We start from the raw sequence: 17,685 nt of genomic DNA, 5'->3' as shown, positions 1-17,685 counted from the left end.
GATGTTTGTTAGATTTTCGTCACGGATTCAGGTTAAATTCATTTTCTACAACACCAATACATTCTATGTTATTGTTCATACATGTTGCTCCCTGCATAGGGGCGTGGACATTTAAATACATCCTATGTTAAAATTCAACACATGCTATCACCCGGTGATGGATCAGGCAGAGCCATTTAAATAAGATTCAGTCAGCTTCAAGTTCAAATTCGGTTATTAAAATACAAAAAAGTGTGTATAAAAATTTTAAAAAAAGAACCCTGAGCTTCCGCGCTCTTCATGATAAGAATTGGAGTTACTACTGCTTCGCTGGTATCCTGAGGGTGTGCTCAAATAAGTCTTAGCCCATACTTGCGCTTTCCTTCAATGGCATTACATTCAGAGGCATCCTGCCTTGCCACGCGTTCTAAGGTTTTGTCTTCCGTTTTGGATGGACGTCCTAACCTAGGCCCACTCAGACGAATGCCAAGAGATTTACAGTATGCTAGGTTGTCACGGTTTCGGTAGATTTTATCTGCTAAAATCGCTTCTGGATAAAATCCGCCGAACCGGTTGTAGTCGTTCTCAATAGATTCTCTAAGGGTGATCCCTTCATTGTCATTTTCCCAGTCGAGTTGCTCAATCAAAGCATAGACACCTACAACTGATGGCGACTTTTGAACCGAATTCCACGTTCGCTTTTGCCTTGCCACGCACAATTGGACGGACATGCGGCTGGGAAATGCCCACAATCCTGTGGTCAATCCGATGTGTTTTCTTTTTGTACATTTCTGCCTGTTGGCGGTAAAGTTCCCCCATGAATCACGAGGAGTTGTCGGTATTCATCTTTACTCAAAAGAGACAGAGAGTTTTGGGTAATGAGATTTCCAGTGATCTCCAGATTCCGTTTCATATATCCAAGTTGTTTGCCGACAGCTTTCCGGATTTTCCGGGCACCAGCTTTGCGTTGCTTAGCGACATAAAGATAGTCCTTACAGGCCCCTTTTTCTGTAGGTCCGTGGATTTTGTAACTTTCCTTTGTGTGGTTCATGTAGCACATCAATGACATGTTCTAACTTCTCACGAGCTTCGTTCAACAGTCCAAGGTCTATAGGGTAAGCAATATCAGCCGGTGCACAGGTTGCGTCCAGAATGAGCTTTCCTTTGTTCTTCGTTTTAGGAGAAGCCGATCCAGTTGAATTCTCTTCCGAAGCAGGACCGGAAGGTTGATGATCACCACTACTATGATCGTCATCATCATGGTGATCATCATCGTTGTCATTTTCCTTAGATGCTTCTTCCGATTGGCGTTCTTGTTCTTCCAGAACAATCCATTCATTCAGTTCATTGATGATGTTTGCACCCAAACGTTTTCTAAAACGAGTCATCAGAGAATGATCGAATGGGGCTTTTTCCTGGAATTCAGGCAACCCGATAAAATACTGAAGATACGGGTTTTCCGTGATCTGTTCGACTGTTTCCCGGTCAGATAGCCCAAGCCGTTCTTTGATATAGAGAGCCCCAAGAGCAACTCTGACAGAATAAGCCTTTTCGCCTTTGAATTTTTTCTTGAAGGACTTGGCATACTTTTCTTCAGCCTTCCACCAAGGGATTAATTCAGCAAGACGGACCCAGCGATTTTCTTTATTTAATTTTCCACCGAATGGTAGAAAAAAATCTTCTACAAAAGTTAATTGATGTTCGGTCTTTTTGTACATCGTAACGGCCTCCAAGTGCAAGGTTTTTTACACGTTTCCTATAAAATCCTTACATTTTATATTCGACAAAAGTAGCCAAAATCCTTGCTAAATCTGGAATTTTTGTTTATTCAGCAAGCCTTAAATACATCCAAGGTTAAAGTTCAACCACTTTGGGATCTGCAATATAGCGTTGCCAGTCTGCGATTTAAATACATCCAAGGTTAAAGTTCAACATGAATTGTTTCATTAATATTACTGTTTCCATCTTCATTTAAATACATCCAATGTTAAAGTTCAACGATTGCCGTTTAGATAAACGACCGGCGCAGCAGAATTTAAATACATCCAATGTTAAAGTTCAACTTGGAAGTGGAAACTGATGGATAGTGTTAAATATATATATTTAAATACATCCAATGTTAAAGTTCAACAGGAATCGCTGAACTACTTTGGTTTAAACCAGACTAATTTAAATACATCCAATGTTAAAGTTCAACCGCCACGCGGGGCGCAGAGACGCTTGCGGAATACCATTTAAATACATCCAATGTTAAAGTTCAACGTTCACCGTATGGGTTAGGGTAACCCCCTAATCCACCTATTTAAATACATCCAATGTTAAAGTTCAACATTCCACTTTCTACACTGATAAAACTTTCATTACCTATTTAAATACATCCAATGTTAAAGTTCAACGCTAATTAAAGTAACTACGCCAGGGACGGGATTCGGATTTAAATACATCCAATGTTAAAGTTCAACTCTTAATCTGACACAGAAAAAACGCGTTTATATTTAATTTAAATACATCCAATGTTAAAGTTCAACCAAAATGCAGGAAATGCAGAAAATGCAGAGATTGCAATTTAAATACATCCAATGTTAAAGTTCAACGGCGATGGAATGCCTCGAAAGAAATATTTCAAAACATTTAAATACATCCAATGTTAAAGTTCAACTTCGCGTTGTTTGACCCGTTTGAAGAATCTTATCACATTTAAATACATCCAATGTTAAAGTTCAACACGGTATGGATTGAGGACATTCTCCAATGTGGCGAAATTTAAATACATCCAATGTTAAAGTTCAACCCCAGGCGGGTAACAGCGGATCATTCTTATTGCAATTTAAATACATCCAATGTTAAAGTTCAACCTAAGGGTTGGTATGGTCACGAGTCTCGTTGTCTTTATTTAAATACATCCAATGTTAAAGTTCAACTTTTGAACTAATTTCCAACATGAAATTTGACACCGATTTAAATACATCCAATGTTAAAGTTCAACACGTGACCTGCTCTTTTTTATTTTACCGGTGTTAAGTATTTAAATACATCCAATGTTAAAGTTCAACTATGATTGGGCACTTAGCAAAAATGGAAGGATTACATAAATTTAAATACATCCAATGTTAAAGTTCAACTACCGTTTTTATCACTATTTATTTTAACTTCTAACGATTTAAATACATCCAATGTTAAAGTTCAACGTTCCAAACGCTAGAAACATTAGACTTTACGCTATATTTAAATACATCCAATGTTAAAGTTCAACTTTTAAAAAATGGTTCAATCTCCAAACCTATCACATATTTAAATACATCCAATGTTAAAGTTCAACCCACGTTCCGACCGTTTTATAATCTGTTTGTATTCTATTTAAATACATCCAATGTTAAAGTTCAACGTGCCGTAAGGGCGACAATAATCCGCCATTGTGCAAATTTAAATACATCCAATGTTAAAGTTCAACACCACTACCCACAAAGCCCGTGTAAATCTGTATCAATTTAAATACATCCAATGTTAAAGTTCAACCGGGCTTATACTTGCCGCCGGAGGTGCCGCGGTGTAATTTAAATACATCCAATGTTAAAGTTCAACCGACTTTAATCTTAGATCCGTCTGCGGTTTTAGCTATTTAAATACATCCAATGTTAAAGTTCAACGACAAGCAATCAACTTAATGAGATAAGTGCATATAAATTTAAATACATCCAATGTTAAAGTTCAACTCTCCAAATTTTGATTTTTTATTAATGTATAACGCTATTTAAATACATCCAATGTTAAAGTTCAACTTTCATCTTTTGATGATGTTTCTTCATTTTCATCTTTATTTAAATACATCCAATGTTAAAGTTCAACAACTCGTCCTTGTACCGTTCATTAGATGCCACCTTTATTTAAATACATCCAATGTTAAAGTTCAACGCTGATTTCAGGTTTATCTAACTATATGCTTGGCTTATTTAAATACATCCAATGTTAAAGTTCAACGATATAATCTATATGGGCATCATAATTTAACAGCTATTTAAATACATCCAATGTTAAAGTTCAACTAACCTTTACTTATATACACATAAAAACTACAGAATATTTAAATACATCCAATGTTAAAGTTCAACGCTATCGAAAAGTACCGCATGTTTTTGTTGTCCATATTTAAATACATCCAATGTTAAAGTTCAACATTTCTTTCAATACATTGTTTGCACCTCTAACTGTATTTAAATACATCCAATGTTAAAGTTCAACGTACATATCTTCTTCATCTTGAGTTGCAGTATCATATTTAAATACATCCAATGTTAAAGTTCAACAGAAAATAGCTCAATATAATCAAAAAGTTGATGAGTATTTAAATACATCCAATGTTAAAGTTCAACCCCAGTATTTTCAACACTTACTGCAAGTATACCTCAGCTAGAGACTTTGGTACAAGTGGATTGTTTGTTTTTTCCCAACCGTTATCGTTTTTTTGATATGTCCATCCAAATTCCCTCAGAAGCCTTTTATACCAAGTGATCGCCAGTTGTGCCGTATTTATTCGGTTGGGAAAAAGTGAGTCATAAAAATATCGATTCTCCATCTCCCGGGTTTTTGCCGATTGTTTCTTCATCAAAGTAGAACTCACTTAAAAACTTAACAATAGAAATGAAGTCTTCATCTTTATGAATTACTTTATTAAGCTCTTTTTTAAGAGAAATTAGCTGTGATGGTGTAATAGCACCGCGAAAAACAGATTTTTGATGATGATATAAATATTTTTTACAAATTTTAAAAACCTTTTGTACTCTTCTTTCGTTTATATCATAAAATAAAAATACATAGTTAAAATTAAGCGACTTTTTTGCCCCCACTATACCATCTCCTTTGCATTAAAAGGGATAAAGGGTTGATCCTCCAAAATATATTTAATTAATTTATAGGCATCCAACCGTATTGCTGTCTCTAATGTTACTTTTCTTTTAAGGCGCGGATGAAGAATTACACTCGATAACCTTTCTTCCAATGCTTCAATAAACACTTTTCTTCCGGCTTCATTTAATAACGCATAGTTCAAATCTTTGTCAAAATGCTTCCCGACCTGTAACTTCCGGTTATTTACAGTTTCAAAAATTGTTTTAAAAACAATAATTGGCTTAAACACCTCACATAAATCAAGTGACAAAGAAAATCTGCTCTCCCCAGGTTCATGCAAATAACTGATGGTTTGGTTTAAATGCGTACGGTATATCTGTGACAATGTTTTACTATATAAAATAGTATTTCCAAAAGAAATTAAGGCATTTATCGGATTATCCGGAGGCCTTCGTACACGCTTATTCATTACAAAACTTTCAGGTAAAAACAGGTGAAAAGTACCATAAAAATTCCGCCAAATTTCTCCTTCAATAAATAATATTTGTTTGATTGAAATTTCTTTTTTTAGTAGCTTTGGTACTTCTTTTTTAAGCCAATCAAGGTAAGGCTTCAAATCCGTTTTTCCATGCTTATAATAATGATACAAAACATAATGGATATTTTTCGCTATCCCGTTTACAATTGACTTAGCAACATCCAATCTTTTCGTCTCAAATAACTTTGCCTGCATTACTGTTAATTTCCCACTTACGAGCTGCTCTTTCGGATAAAAAGTGCCGGCATACTGTTGATAATAATTAAAAAAATGAACAATGACACCAGCGTTAGATAAAAAATGAAATAGTTTGCTATTCAAAGATATTTCATTTAAACAATAGATTTCTCTTACACTTTCAATAGGAATATAGGTATGGCCCCGTTCATTTTTAAAAACAAGTGAGTTATCTTTCTTTTTAAGCTCTCCCATGCTAAGTAAATATTTTGTAGATTTTCTCATTTCCCCCTCGTCTCCTTAAAGCAGATTTGCTTACAAATCAGATTTTAACTTGTCCGTCATTCGTTTCAAATAGCAGAATAATTGACTCTCTTCTATACACTGAAGGAAACAGATTTTGAAAGAAAGATTTCCTTCGCTTCCTAAAAATAGCTGTAAATGCCCACTTATAATTCCGCAAGATTTAGGACAATTATTTAGGGCTTGCTGAACGAATCCGATTTTGAGTTTGTCTGCAAACTCTGTCTCAAAATATAGCAGAATTTTTTTGCGAAAATTGTTGATTTTATCTTCTCCATACGACGAATTGACTTTCGAGTGCAAGCTTTTCACTGGATATGTTGTAAAATCCTAGTATTTAAATGGTGCCAAAGCTGACAGCAACCTTTCTAAATCCAGGCATTTTACTTATTCAGCAAGCCCTACTTATTGAACAAGTCTACACATAACAGTACTCAAAATATGCACATTTCTTGCACTTTTTGTCATTGAGGGGAGCTATTGGATATTCTTGCTCGAGATACGTATTCATATCCTTTAAAATTTTTTCTAGTTGTGTCTCCATCTCTTCATTCAGTTCAACATAAATCACTTTGTGGTTTTGTTTATTTTTTTCTTCAAAAGTAATCTTCCCTTGCTTCTCAATCCCCTTATCTTTTAATACTTTAAGATAATAGAGAACCTGCCATCTCACTGCTTCCACATCTGCATCGGATTTCTTCATTTCCACGAGATACTTATCTGTAATCTTATCCACTTTAATATTCTCGATCAGCACTTCGGTATTTCTTTTTTCCTGAAGTTTAAGTTCATGAAGTACTTTTCCGATACGGACGTTCTCACTGTTGTCCTCCATGTTCACCCTGTTTGCAAATAACCAGCACTGACGTTTGCAATGGAAATAATAGTTGACCATTGTTCCCGTAATATTCATATGAAAATATCCTCACTCGTCTTTTGATATTTTTGCGGGTTAAACCGCTGCATGTGTGTAAAAGGATCAATTTCCATATACAATTCCCCTTTTTCAACAAAATAAAGATTGCCAAGTTGGTCGTCATTTATAACAGGTTCACCAAAAATATTAAATGTAAAGTAATCCATGATTTGCCGCAGTTCGGATAATTTTACTTGGCGTTCAGCATAGTCCAGTTGACTGTCTTTTAAAACACTTTTGTATTGGTTCCATATTTCTCTTCCGTCTACTTTCTCCTGATTATCAAGCTCCAGCAAATATGCAATAAATAATGTATTGGTCTGTTGTTCGATAAGTTTCATTTGATCTGCTACCCCGCCAAAATTTAGGCTTTGAACCATATAGAGAAAATGTTCGATGTTATGATTATTCCTTTCCTGGCTTGTTTCTATCAATCTGCGAAAGACATTTTGATAAAAGCGATGAAAATCTTTATTGATCAAGTCATTTTGATATTCACGATCCCGCAAATCTTTTTCAAGACGGTAGTCATTACTGTTTTTCAATTTTTTTGAGACATCATCCAATAAAAAGAAGTAGGCATGGCAATCCTCCCTCAGGCAGGATCTGTTGATTCTTCCGAGCAGCTGCTCATCACTATCCAATGTTGAAATGTTTTTAAACCCGATATCCATATCAATATCCACCCCGGCCTCTACTACCTGGGTCGCAATTAAAATCACATCCTGTAATTGAAATACTCCTTCTTCTTTTTTATTTATCGCTTCAATTACTTTTTTTCTGTAATAGCTATGGTCGTCCCCGGTCAACAGTATGACAGGCCGCTTCTTTTCATATTTTTCAAGAATCCGGCGATGAAATTCACGGGCGGACCGTTTTGTTACAAATTCAAAAAGGATTCGTTTCGGCCCTTTTTCAATAATCAGTTGGTCGAGGAACTCTTCCAATTCATCTAAATCCATCGTTCCTTTCTCTAAAAGTTCGAAATGAACGTGAACCCGGTCCTTAAAAATGGGATTTTCATAATATTTTCTGGCATTTGGCAAAAGTTCAGTTGCTACTTCTTTTCCATGCAGGAGCAACCGGTCTAGCTTTGGCAAAGTGGCTGACATAATAATGATTTTCATATTTAACAGTTCACTTAAAGACTCCAGGAAATGAATAATTTCTATCCACCGATCATTCCGGTAAGACTGAATTTCATCTAAAATGACAACACTATTACAAAGATGGACAAATGGCAAATTGGATTCACGCCCCTGTCCGAAAAGATAATTAAAAAAATTAACATGGGAAGTGACCGTGATCGGATACTGCAACATCTGCCGCATAAGCACTTCTTCTTTTAAATCTATTGGTTTTTCTCCATGATTCCGCTTGTCTTCTTTTGTAATAATGGGTGTTACTGAATTTACCACTTTTATGGGGACTTTTGTCTGAAAGTCGTCCGGAAAAACCTGGTCTAAACTGGCCTTTGTCTGCTCTACTAAAGTATTAAACGGAAATACATAAATTATTTTATTCAGCGACTGACCACTTTCCAGTAACCTTAAAGCAAGGTTAATTGACATATTTGTTTTCCCGCTGCCGGTCGGGCTCTCAAGATAGAAAATATTTTTATCCAGTCGATTAAGCAGTTGTGTTTCAGCTTCCAAAAAAATTTGGGACCTGAGCGAATTGATGGGGATATTATCAAAGCTGGAAGGATCTTGTTGAAAGCGCCGAATACCTTTTAATACTTCCGTATCTTCATATGTTTTTCTTAAGTCCTTAATGTGATGCTCTGTCAAAAAACGAAAGCCGGGTTTCTGGCCTCCGACATTATACGTATAAGTTGCATAAAAGTCGCATACTACAAGTGCAGAGTAAAACAATTTCATTAAGATATAGAATGAAAAAGGTTCGTGGCTGTCCTGTTCTCTTTGGTAGTCCTCTACACCAGTAAGATCAAATTCGGCAAATTTTTTTGCCTCCCGATAAAATTGAATATAGTACGGATGTCGTTGGACACGGCTGCAAAGTTCCTCCAGTGCATCAAAATATTTATCATCGCTTACATTTTCTAGATAAGTATGGTGTCTTGATATCAAATAGGTAAAGCAATACAATACATGTGCCATAAAGGCTTGGTAATTTCTTGGAACCTTTTCTTCTATTTCTGAATAAAAAATATCTAAAAACAGTAACGAAGAAAGCAACGAATGTTTTGAATCCATTTCTTTTTTTTGAATATCAACTTGCTCATTTTTCATTTTCTTACTTTGAAATGCCGGATTAATTTTTCCAAGGTCATGCAGATAAATTCCTTGATAAAACCATTCCGTGACCAAAGATTGCAGTGTTTCTGGCAAAGACTCACCTTTAAAACGCAAAGCATTAATACACCTCTCTACAGCCTCCTTCAATCCGTTTTCTTCTTCCAACAAATGCACAAAATCCATCACCAGCTTGGAATGCTCTTCCAATGTTTCAGGTTTTGCTCCTCCAATATGGGCCAATATTGGAGGAGCAGCATCTATATATTCTCTAATACGACGCAATGCCGCTCCCCTCCTCGATTAAAAGAAAAATAAATTTTTTTCTTCGGCACAATAAATTACATTGCTATTTTGTATCTTATTTACAACTTGATTTGTAAAAAACATTTGTTCAAAAACATAACTATTTAATATATCATCCATTTTAATAGGCAAAAACTCCTGATATAGATAAGGCTCCGTTCTGCTTCTTCCAAGGTCTACCCCCTTAGAACAAAATAAAGAATCGATACATGAACCCGGTGCCCATGCGTTTTCCAGTTCAACTTCACGTACTTTAGTAATAGAAGCCGGATGATCATTTTTTCCCAAATAAGGTAGATATACTGATTGATGGGATTTTAAGCGGTTAAAAAGTTCCATGCAAATCTCAGTTCCGTCATCCAGCAAATAAACAGTCCAATGTGGATTTTCTAGCCATTGTTCCTTTATAATAAGGTTCTGCCCCTGTTCAAAACTGGCATATCCAACACTATTATTAAAAACCTGGATTTTTTTAGAGAAATAACCCCGGTCTCCATGTGGTACTATGCTTACTTTTAAATCCTTCAGTTTTTCATAAAACTCAGGATACCGGTTTGCCTCATTATCGCCATTCGCTTTTATATCACGGCTTTGTGCTTCATAACCTTTAAGCCCGAGAATCGCCCCAAGCATTCCTAGAAGAGCGATCTTGTGAATGTGGCTGTAAGTAAAATAAATATTGGCATTCACGTCGGGTTTTTTAAAAAAGGCAGTTCTCCCCCTCAATTCAAATGCGAGCGCTCTCAATATTCCCACATCCTTTACAACTGCTCAAAGGTATAGATGTTTTTTTCTGCAAATAAATTTGTTTCTTTTTTCACAGCAATTCTTACAGGATTATAAAATACTTCAATCAATTCTATGTCGTCACCAAATTGGGAGAGAAATTGTTCTAAGGCCACCAAATTATAAATGATTTGGCTGCCTTCCTTCCAAACTTCCACATAACTGTCCAACTGCGGCAAAAACAGTTCACTACCCTCACGGCAAGTCACAAAAAGGGCCAGTTCGTTTTCACAGCCTGCTTTACTGTTTGTGTTTAACGCTGTCGCACCGCGCAGAAGTCCTTCCTTTAATTTTTCGTATGCTTCGATAGTATAGCCCTCAAATCCATCGAGAAGGGAAATATACTCATCATAATGATTATAATTTACGCTAAACGGATAGACGTAATGGGCTTCATTACTGACAATTTTTTTACCGAGAGAAGAGGCATCCGCATCAGACTTATTCGCGTTACGGAAAGGTGATAAAATATCCTGAATTTCCACATTTGTGTCTTCGTATTTATTTAGGCCCTGTCCAATCTGAACCGCACCGGTCAGACCAATATTTTGTTTTTTAACGGCGAAAGTAGCTCCGAAATTCATTACATCAACAGCGGAAAAAAGATTTTTCAGCACTTCTTTAGAAGGTGTTTTGTCAGTCAACTCAGTTTGGAATACTTCCTGATACCGCTCTGTCAAATCTTTTGGCTGCAGTTTTGCTTTGTCCCCACCTTTATCCTGAACAATATAAGATTTATAATAAAGCACCTTGTCACCTTGATTCACCCAGTACCGTTTAATACTATATTTCAGTGCCTTGTCACTGCCAAACACAATTCCTGTACTGGTTGTCTTGGGCCGACCTGTAAAATCTGCATTCCAGTTCGACATATATGCGCCAATTCCGGCAATCCCATAAATTCTTTTATTTAGCTTCGCCATCTTGTTTGTCCCCCTCTTTTTTATTTGATTGCAGTAGCAAATTTTTCCCAATTAAGCCCGCGAACAAATAGTCCTTGTTCGTCTCGTCTATCCTTTCTCTAGAAGTTAAATAGCCAAGCACCATAGACATTGCATTTTTAACAGTCATATAATTAAATTTAATTGCATGGCTGTATGTTTCAAATAAATCTCTTAAATGTCGTTTTAATTGATTGGCATATTTTATCTGCATGATCGGTTCCGCCATCCCGAAGTTTTTGTCTTTCGCCTCGGATTGGAAAAGCAAATAATACCCCAGTTGCCCGGCAAGAAAATAAAATTCCGGATCACTTTCGCATTCTACAAATGTTTCTTTATCTTTTAGTTTTATACTTAATTTTTCATATAATGCTTTTGTAGTTTCAGCCAAAATGCTCCCCTCCTCATATCCTATGAATTTCATTAAAGCTGTCCGCAACAAAAAGGCTTCGGCCGTTTTTTTGAAATTAAGCCCTTTACTCGTTTTGCATATTTGTATTTCTATAAGCTGCCGTGAAAACTTTTTTATAAACGGCTTGATTGTTTGATTTGTTCCTTTAAAGATAAAGTCATACAATGCTTGCCTTGCCATGACATAAATCGTCTGCATTTCCCCCGGAAATTCATTTTCTTTTACTTTCGGGATGTCCGAATTAAAAAATCCGTATTTTAAATAATTATTAAAAAACAACTCATTGATCTGGTGGTACAATTGTCCTGTTGATTGAATTGGGTCATAATATTTAACATATTTTTGGGCGTTATCTTTTTCTTCAATTTGCAAAAAGTTTTCAATTTCAATTAACAGTTTTTCCCTGTTTTTAAATGGCACTTGTTCAAAATATTCAATGCTTCCATTTTTATCCAAGCGCATATGAATGCTTCCAGGATCTCGCCGAAGCCACCTCTCCCTGTCAATTGCAAAAGGATTACTGCCCGGCAGTATATATTCTTTAAATTTCCCTTGTTGCTCCAACCATTTAGAAAGATCTTTAATCACAAGTGCCTCCTCGACTGTCACACGGGTCGGCACCTTTGCTTTCATCGATTTTAGTTCTAAAAAAGGTTTTTTTGCATTCATATTCACGTCATACGCTGGCAAACCCAAGATTTTCCCGTGATTAAGCTGATTATAATCATTTACATTAAAGATTCTTGGAAGTACATATATTTGGTATTCTTTCCGATAAATATCCTCATCAGCATCAAAAAAAATTTTGATATAGTTATCAATCTTATTTTCACGGATAATCTCTTGAATGATTAATAAAAATTGATCGAAATATTGTCTCCAAAAGTCTTGGACTTTCTGGTAAAGTTGTTTACGAGTTTCGGAGTGCAGATATTCAACTAATTTACCGTATTCCTTTTTAAAAAAACCCTGTCTCTCCGCTAATTCAACAGATTTCTTATTTTTACTTTTTGATTGCAGCGGATACAAATCAAATAGTTTTTCCCCTGCTTTAGGTAAATAATCTGTATAAAACTTTTCCAAATGCGGGTATATTTCCGAAACCGGAAATTTTGCTTCCTTGTCCATAATAATATTTGACTTTACAAACAAGGTTAAGCCATTGGTATTATGAAACTTTTTTTGGTTATCCACAGCTTTATTGGTGCTATCATACAGCAGAGAGCTGTAATAATCCCTAATCTTAAACCACTTTACAATATCTTTTTTTGCGGCTCCAACTTCTTCTTTCTTTCGAATGATAACATATTCAAGATTTGCAAGATTTTCTTCCAGCGTCCGATCTAAAAAAAGGCGAAAATAGGCTCCTTCTTTTAGATCATAGTTGTCCAAAATTAGGCCTGGGTGCTCATTTAACTCCTCAAAAAATTTGGGTACAAGATCTTTTAGCATTATTCTCCCCCTTTCCATAACCTTCTCACGATTGAAAATGTTAGATTGCTATGATTATTGCTTCAGCTATGGAAGCAAAGCAGGCTAACCCATCAGTTTCTGAAGTCAATCGGATAATTCATGGCAAAAAGCACGCCTTGTCTCGTCGTTGTCCTCAGTTTAATTTTAAAAAATTCGCAAAGCAAAACGAAGTACCGAGAGAACTTCCTTTCTCTAGCAAACCTGCCCCCAAAACAGTAAAAGCCAGTTTTTGAGATGCCTCATCCGAATTAACAAAAATCCTTGCTTTATGTCCAAGCAATCGGATGTTTTTATAAGTCATCGCAATCGGTTTACGGTTTGTAATTTCCACCCTTTGTACAAACTGGGAGCAATTGAGCTCTTCTTTGTAAAACGTTTTATATTTTTTTTCTGCATTCATATGCATTCTTTCCATTAATAATCCAATACTGTGTTGATTTGGCATCCATGGTTTGTTGTCAATCGTGGCAATAAATGGTGTAATCGTAACCAATTCTGTTATCGGCTTATATGCCACTCGTTTCTTTTCTGTCGCAAGCACTTGGAACGTTTCGCTGCTAACTTCCTTCATGCAAGAAATCAGCGAAGTAATCATTTTTTCATCCAATGAGCGGATACGGAAAACATAGACCTTTCCCGCTTTATATAATTTTGACTGCGTTTCAACAGGATAAAGGCCTGAAAAGACATATAGTTTCGGCCTTCTCTCTTCATGAAATTTCTTTAATCCTTCTTCTAAAAGCATGCTTTGATTGATAAATTTCCCAAGTGTTTCTTGCAATTCAACAGCACGAATATTCCTTTTTAGTAGCGTAGTAACAATGTATTCAGTATAATTCATTTTCTCACCACCTTTCCAATTTTCGATTAACTATAATGGTATTTTAAACCACTTCAAAAAAATTGTAAAGGGGTTATTTAATAAAAAATATACTTGATAAATGTATGTGAATAATTGACATTTACTTTCATGCCGCTATCCAGTAGAATAATGTTATCGTCTTGAACCATAACCTTTTATGTATTTAAACAGTATTTTTTTTATTAACTAACAATATTGTTGAACTTTAACACTTTGTGTATGGAAGCCGCTCGCAACAACAGGTAGCCTAAAAAATTGCATTTCATTCCAAGAATGGTTCTCCCTCATCCCAAAACCCCCCGCAGCCAAATAACTGCGGGGGTTTTTCTTACATATCGGTCGCCACCAGGCTGGGAAAGTTCCAACCAGGTAATTCTCTTTTATACACCCGGCCATCCCACGGGGAAGGAAAAGTCTCGCAATCGGGAGGCCTGAAGCATCCTTGCTATCCTTGCTGAAAGTCCCGAAGTTTTAATTCTCGGCTAGCTGCTTGGATTTTCAGAAATGCCGATCTTTGAGGGTTCAAAGTCTCCTTACATACCGGTCCCCACCAGGCCGTAAATGCAAATGCCACAGCATTTCCTTTACATGCCTAGCAGTTCTTTAATTTCCTCTTCATTCAGGCTGTTCAGCATGGTTTCGCCCGGCTGGATGACTTGTTCGATCAGTTCTTTCTTTTTCTGCTGGAGTTCGTATATTTTTTCCTCGATGGTGCCGCGGGCGATCAGGCGGATGACCTGGACAACGTTTTTCTGGCCGATGCGGTGGGCGCGGCCGGCTGCCTGTTCTTCAACAGCCGGGTTCCACCACAAATCATACAGCACAACAGTATCGGCGCCGGTCAGGTTCAAGCCGGTACCACCGGCCTTGAGCGAAATCAAAAAGACATTTTTCTCGCCGCTGTTAAACCGGTCTGCCATTTCGACCCGCTCCCGTGACGGCGTCTGGCCATCAAGATAAAAAGAATCGATGCCCTCGTCAGAAAGCCGCGTCCGGATCATCTGGAGCATGCTGGAAAACTGTGAAAAAATCAGCAGCCGCTTCCCGTTTTCAATCGCCGTATGCGCCAATTCAACGAGCTGCTCAAGTTTCCCGGAGTCGCCCTGGTAATTTTCCACAAACAGCGACGGATGGCAGCACAATTGGCGCAGACGGGTAAGCCCCGCCAGAATCTTAATCCGGTTCCGGTTAAAATCCCCTTCAGCCAGCGTTTGGGCTGTTTCATGCCGGATTCTGTCCAAATACGCCAGATAAAGCTCTTTTTGCGGTTTCGTCAGCTCGGACAAATGATTGGTTTCAATTTTATCCGGCAGCTCCTTCAATACATCTTTTTTGACGCGTCGCAAAATGAACGGCCGCACCATCCGCGAAATTTTTTCCTGCTCCATTTTCCGGAATTCAGGCAGCGGCGGGAAAAAGCCCGGGAGAACCGCCTGAAAAATCGACCATAGTTCATCAATGGAATTTTCAATCGGCGTGCCGCTTAACGCAAATCTTCTCCCCGCCTGCACATTCCGGACGGCGGCGGCTGTTTTTGTCGCATAGTTTTTAATCGCCTGGGCCTCATCCAAAATCAAAGTATCGAATTCAATCTTTTCGTACTCCTCGATATCCTGGCGCAGCGTCGGGTACGAGGTGATCAACACATCCGGCAGCTCGCCCGCTTCAAAAAAGGCTTTCCGCTCGGAAGGCGTGCCGGCAATAACCATCGACGAGAGCCCCGGTGCAAATTTTTCAATCTCGCTTTTCCAATTGTAAATAAGGGATGCCGGCGCCACAACCAAAAACGGCTTGATATCCGGATTCGCTTCTTTTTCTGATAACATGTAAGAGATGCTCTGCAATGTTTTCCCGAGCCCCATGTCATCAGCCAGAATCCCGCCAAGACGGTAAAAGGCGAGCGACTTGAACCATTGAAACCCGGTCACCTGATAATCACGCATCTTTGCCTCAAGCCCTTTTGGCAGTTCGAAATCCGTATCTTCCGGATTTTTCAGCTGCTGGACGAGCTTCCGGAACGCTTTGCCGAATTTAACAGCATATTTATCACGCGTCTTCATCAGCTCTTCCACCTGGAGCCCGCGGTAAACCGGAACTTTCAGGCGGGTGTCTTCAAGCTCTTTCTTCGAGACATGCAGTTCGCCAAGGAGCTGCCCGATATGTTCGAATTCATCGCTTTCGAGGGAGACAAAAGCCCCGTCCGGCAGCCGGTAATACCGTTTTTTCTCGATCACGGACCGGAGCACATTGCGGATCTCTTCTTCATCAATGCCGTCCATGTCGAAATTGACTTCCAGAAAATTTCCGCTCGTATCCATATCCACCGATGTAAGCGGCGTGTAGTGGCTCGTCTGGAAATACGATTTGATGGCGCCTGCAATATACACTTCCGCTTCCTCTTCAAGCTGCGGAAGAATAGTAAAAATAAATTCGTACAACGCTTCTTCATCGTTTTCCAAATACAGCTGTTTGCCGTTGTATTTGAGCGGCGACTGTTCGATCATCGTCATGATTTTCTGCTCTTTTTCCACATCACGCAGCAAAATCTTATCATCATCCGGCGTTTCTTCGTCCATAAACGGATCAATGACACGGGAGCCGTAATGATGTTCAATCCGCAGCGTAATCTTTTCGTCTTCGTTGTCCATAAAAATTTTCGTTTGTAGTTTTGGCTGGACGATTTTCCCTTTAATGTCTTTTGTCAGCTTTACTTTTCCGATCCGCTTCAGGCCTGGCAACACATTGGAAAGGAACGGGCTCATCTGCTCTTGCTGGATCTCTACTTCATCGCCACTTTTCTTGTAAAAATCTTCAAGTGCCGTTAAAAGAGCAAGCTGGTCCGTGGACAGCTCATAAAAACCCCCTTTGTAAAATGCAAGCCCGTATTGTTCAAATAAAAGCAGGTCCCTTAAGCTCTTCAGCTGCAGTAAAAAGCCCGGGCCACCCTGGCTGTTGCCGTCAAGCCGGAAAGAAAGCGGTAGTTCTTCTTCCTGATGCAAGACAATCGAATCTGCCGCGTAACGTTCATATTTGAATTTGCATTTGCGGTTTGCCAGTTTCTTTATAAGTGGCCTTGCGATAAACGGCGGAATGACCAGTTCCCGCTCCAATGCAAATCTGTACCAACGATCCATGGAAGCCTCGTACAATTGCTGGGTGGACAGCATATAAAGCAGCATCTCCACAATTTCCTTATCTTCTTCTTCGAACGCATGTTCATCCGGATCATAAATGAAGTTTTTTGTAAATGCATGCGGGTTCCCGCGGCTGACATTGCCGAGGAAATCTTTTATGTCGCGGACCACATATGTCCGGCCGGGCCCGATTTTAATTTCAATGGTTAAAAAGTGGTCAGAGCCAAAGCCGGAAACGTTCGTAGCTTTTAAAAAATATTCAAGACGGAGTGGCTTTCTCGCGGCATTGTGTTTTGTTTCCATCATGCTTTGTTGAAGGCCGGAAAAAATATTCATCAATTGTAAAGTTTTCATATGCTGGTGCGTCTCCGAAACATCGCCAATATTCGGTTCTGCCACCTCTTCCTCCCCATTTGCAATCGCAAGCATGGCCGCTACTTCATGCTTGCACTCGCCGTATTGTTCATGTGCCGGGCATGTACATACGTTTGAAAATTCCCCGAATTCCTCGTCATAGTAAATAGTGACGTAATAGGTTTTGGACCCTTTTACGATTGCCGTCCAGGTGGAGTCTTTATCAAAAATCAATTTTTTGACCCGGCCCTGCATATAATAACTCATTCCCCGATGGAAAATAGCAGGGGAATACATCATCTCGACATCTTCTTCGAAAAGCAAATAATCAACCAATTCAGATCATCCTGTTCGTATTTTCTCCTAGGTCTATTATACAATATATAGGTGCACAAATACATTTT

Annotated in this window: 9 protein-coding genes, 1 pseudogene and 1 CRISPR repeat array; all 10 genes and pseudogenes read right to left on the bottom strand. The window is 38.2% G+C overall.

From position 1 onward, the window contains the following. Positions 1-203: 203 nt before the first annotated feature. The 10 genes and pseudogenes from ABR335_RS03535 to ABR335_RS03490 all read right to left on the bottom strand — a co-directional run bounded on the left by ABR335_RS03535 (position 204) and on the right by ABR335_RS03490 (position 17,617). Positions 204-1,697: pseudogene (locus ABR335_RS03535) on the bottom strand (IS5 family transposase). A 118-nt stretch (positions 1,698-1,815) separates the two neighbouring features. Next, a CRISPR array of direct repeats spans positions 1,816-4,349; the repeat unit is 30 nt; unit sequence ATTTAAATACATCCAATGTTAAAGTTCAAC. 180 nt (positions 4,350-4,529) lie between these two features. Further along, a complete protein-coding gene (gene cas2 / locus ABR335_RS03530; protein ID WP_017554269.1) occupies positions 4,530-4,823 on the bottom strand; it encodes a CRISPR-associated endonuclease Cas2 in 294 nt (97 codons plus the stop codon). Then, entirely contained in the window at positions 4,823-5,824 is a 1,002-nt protein-coding gene (gene cas1b, locus ABR335_RS03525) for a type I-B CRISPR-associated endonuclease Cas1b (RefSeq protein WP_013860395.1), read from the bottom strand. The genes cas2 and cas1b overlap by 1 nt, the downstream gene beginning before the upstream one ends. Positions 5,825-6,260: 436 nt before the next feature. After that, positions 6,261-6,755 carry a CRISPR-associated protein Cas4 gene (gene cas4, locus ABR335_RS03520; RefSeq protein ID WP_017554267.1) on the bottom strand — a complete coding sequence of 165 codons (495 nt, stop codon included), beginning with the start codon at positions 6,753-6,755 and terminating at the stop codon, positions 6,261-6,263. Further along, positions 6,752-9,298 carry a CRISPR-associated helicase Cas3' gene (gene cas3, locus ABR335_RS03515; RefSeq protein WP_350346583.1) on the bottom strand — a complete coding sequence of 849 codons (2,547 nt, stop codon included), beginning with the start codon at positions 9,296-9,298 and terminating at the stop codon, positions 6,752-6,754. The genes cas4 and cas3 overlap by 4 nt, the downstream gene beginning before the upstream one ends. Positions 9,299-9,316: 18 nt before the next feature. Beyond that, on the bottom strand, positions 9,317-10,075 hold the full coding sequence (gene cas5b, locus ABR335_RS03510; RefSeq protein ID WP_235801673.1) for a type I-B CRISPR-associated protein Cas5b: 759 nt from the start codon (positions 10,073-10,075) through the stop codon (positions 9,317-9,319). A gap of 5 nt (positions 10,076-10,080) precedes the next feature. After that, the gene (locus ABR335_RS03505) at positions 10,081-11,028 is read right to left on the bottom strand and encodes a type I CRISPR-associated protein Cas7 (protein WP_013860399.1); all 948 of its coding nucleotides are present in this window, start codon (positions 11,026-11,028) and stop codon (positions 10,081-10,083) included. Continuing rightward, complete coding sequence (locus ABR335_RS03500) at positions 11,012-12,910, bottom strand: hypothetical protein (RefSeq protein ID WP_251460231.1); 1,899 nt, start codon at positions 12,908-12,910, stop codon at positions 11,012-11,014. The genes ABR335_RS03505 and ABR335_RS03500 overlap by 17 nt, the downstream gene beginning before the upstream one ends. Positions 12,911-13,064: 154 nt before the next feature. Beyond that, positions 13,065-13,772 carry a CRISPR-associated protein Cas6 gene (locus ABR335_RS03495; protein ID WP_251460233.1) on the bottom strand — a complete coding sequence of 236 codons (708 nt, stop codon included), beginning with the start codon at positions 13,770-13,772 and terminating at the stop codon, positions 13,065-13,067. Positions 13,773-14,377: 605 nt separating this feature from the next. Next, positions 14,378-17,617, bottom strand: a complete 3,240-nt coding sequence (locus tag ABR335_RS03490; RefSeq protein ID WP_251460235.1) for a DEAD/DEAH box helicase — start codon at positions 17,615-17,617, stop codon at positions 14,378-14,380. Positions 17,618-17,685 lie beyond the last annotated feature (68 nt).

Source organism: Heyndrickxia faecalis, from assembly GCF_040267745.1.
GTDB lineage: Bacteria > Bacillota > Bacilli > Bacillales > Bacillaceae_C > Weizmannia > Weizmannia faecalis.
The sequence above is the reverse complement of the archived record's forward strand: the minus strand, read 5'-3'. Positions and strand labels throughout refer to the sequence as shown.

What these genes read in the sequence shown, in the direction of transcription:
- cas4 (WP_017554267.1), bottom strand. Translation starts at nt 6,755, where the DNA reads ATGAATATTACGGGAACAATGGTCAACTATTATTTCCATTGCAAACGT.
- ABR335_RS03495 (WP_251460233.1), bottom strand. Translation starts at nt 13,772, where the DNA reads ATGAATTATACTGAATACATTGTTACTACGCTACTAAAAAGGAATATT.
- cas1b (WP_013860395.1), bottom strand. Translation starts at nt 5,824, where the DNA reads ATGAGAAAATCTACAAAATATTTACTTAGCATGGGAGAGCTTAAAAAG.
- ABR335_RS03500 (WP_251460231.1), bottom strand. Translation starts at nt 12,910, where the DNA reads ATGCTAAAAGATCTTGTACCCAAATTTTTTGAGGAGTTAAATGAGCAC.
- ABR335_RS03505 (WP_013860399.1), bottom strand. Translation starts at nt 11,028, where the DNA reads ATGGCGAAGCTAAATAAAAGAATTTATGGGATTGCCGGAATTGGCGCA.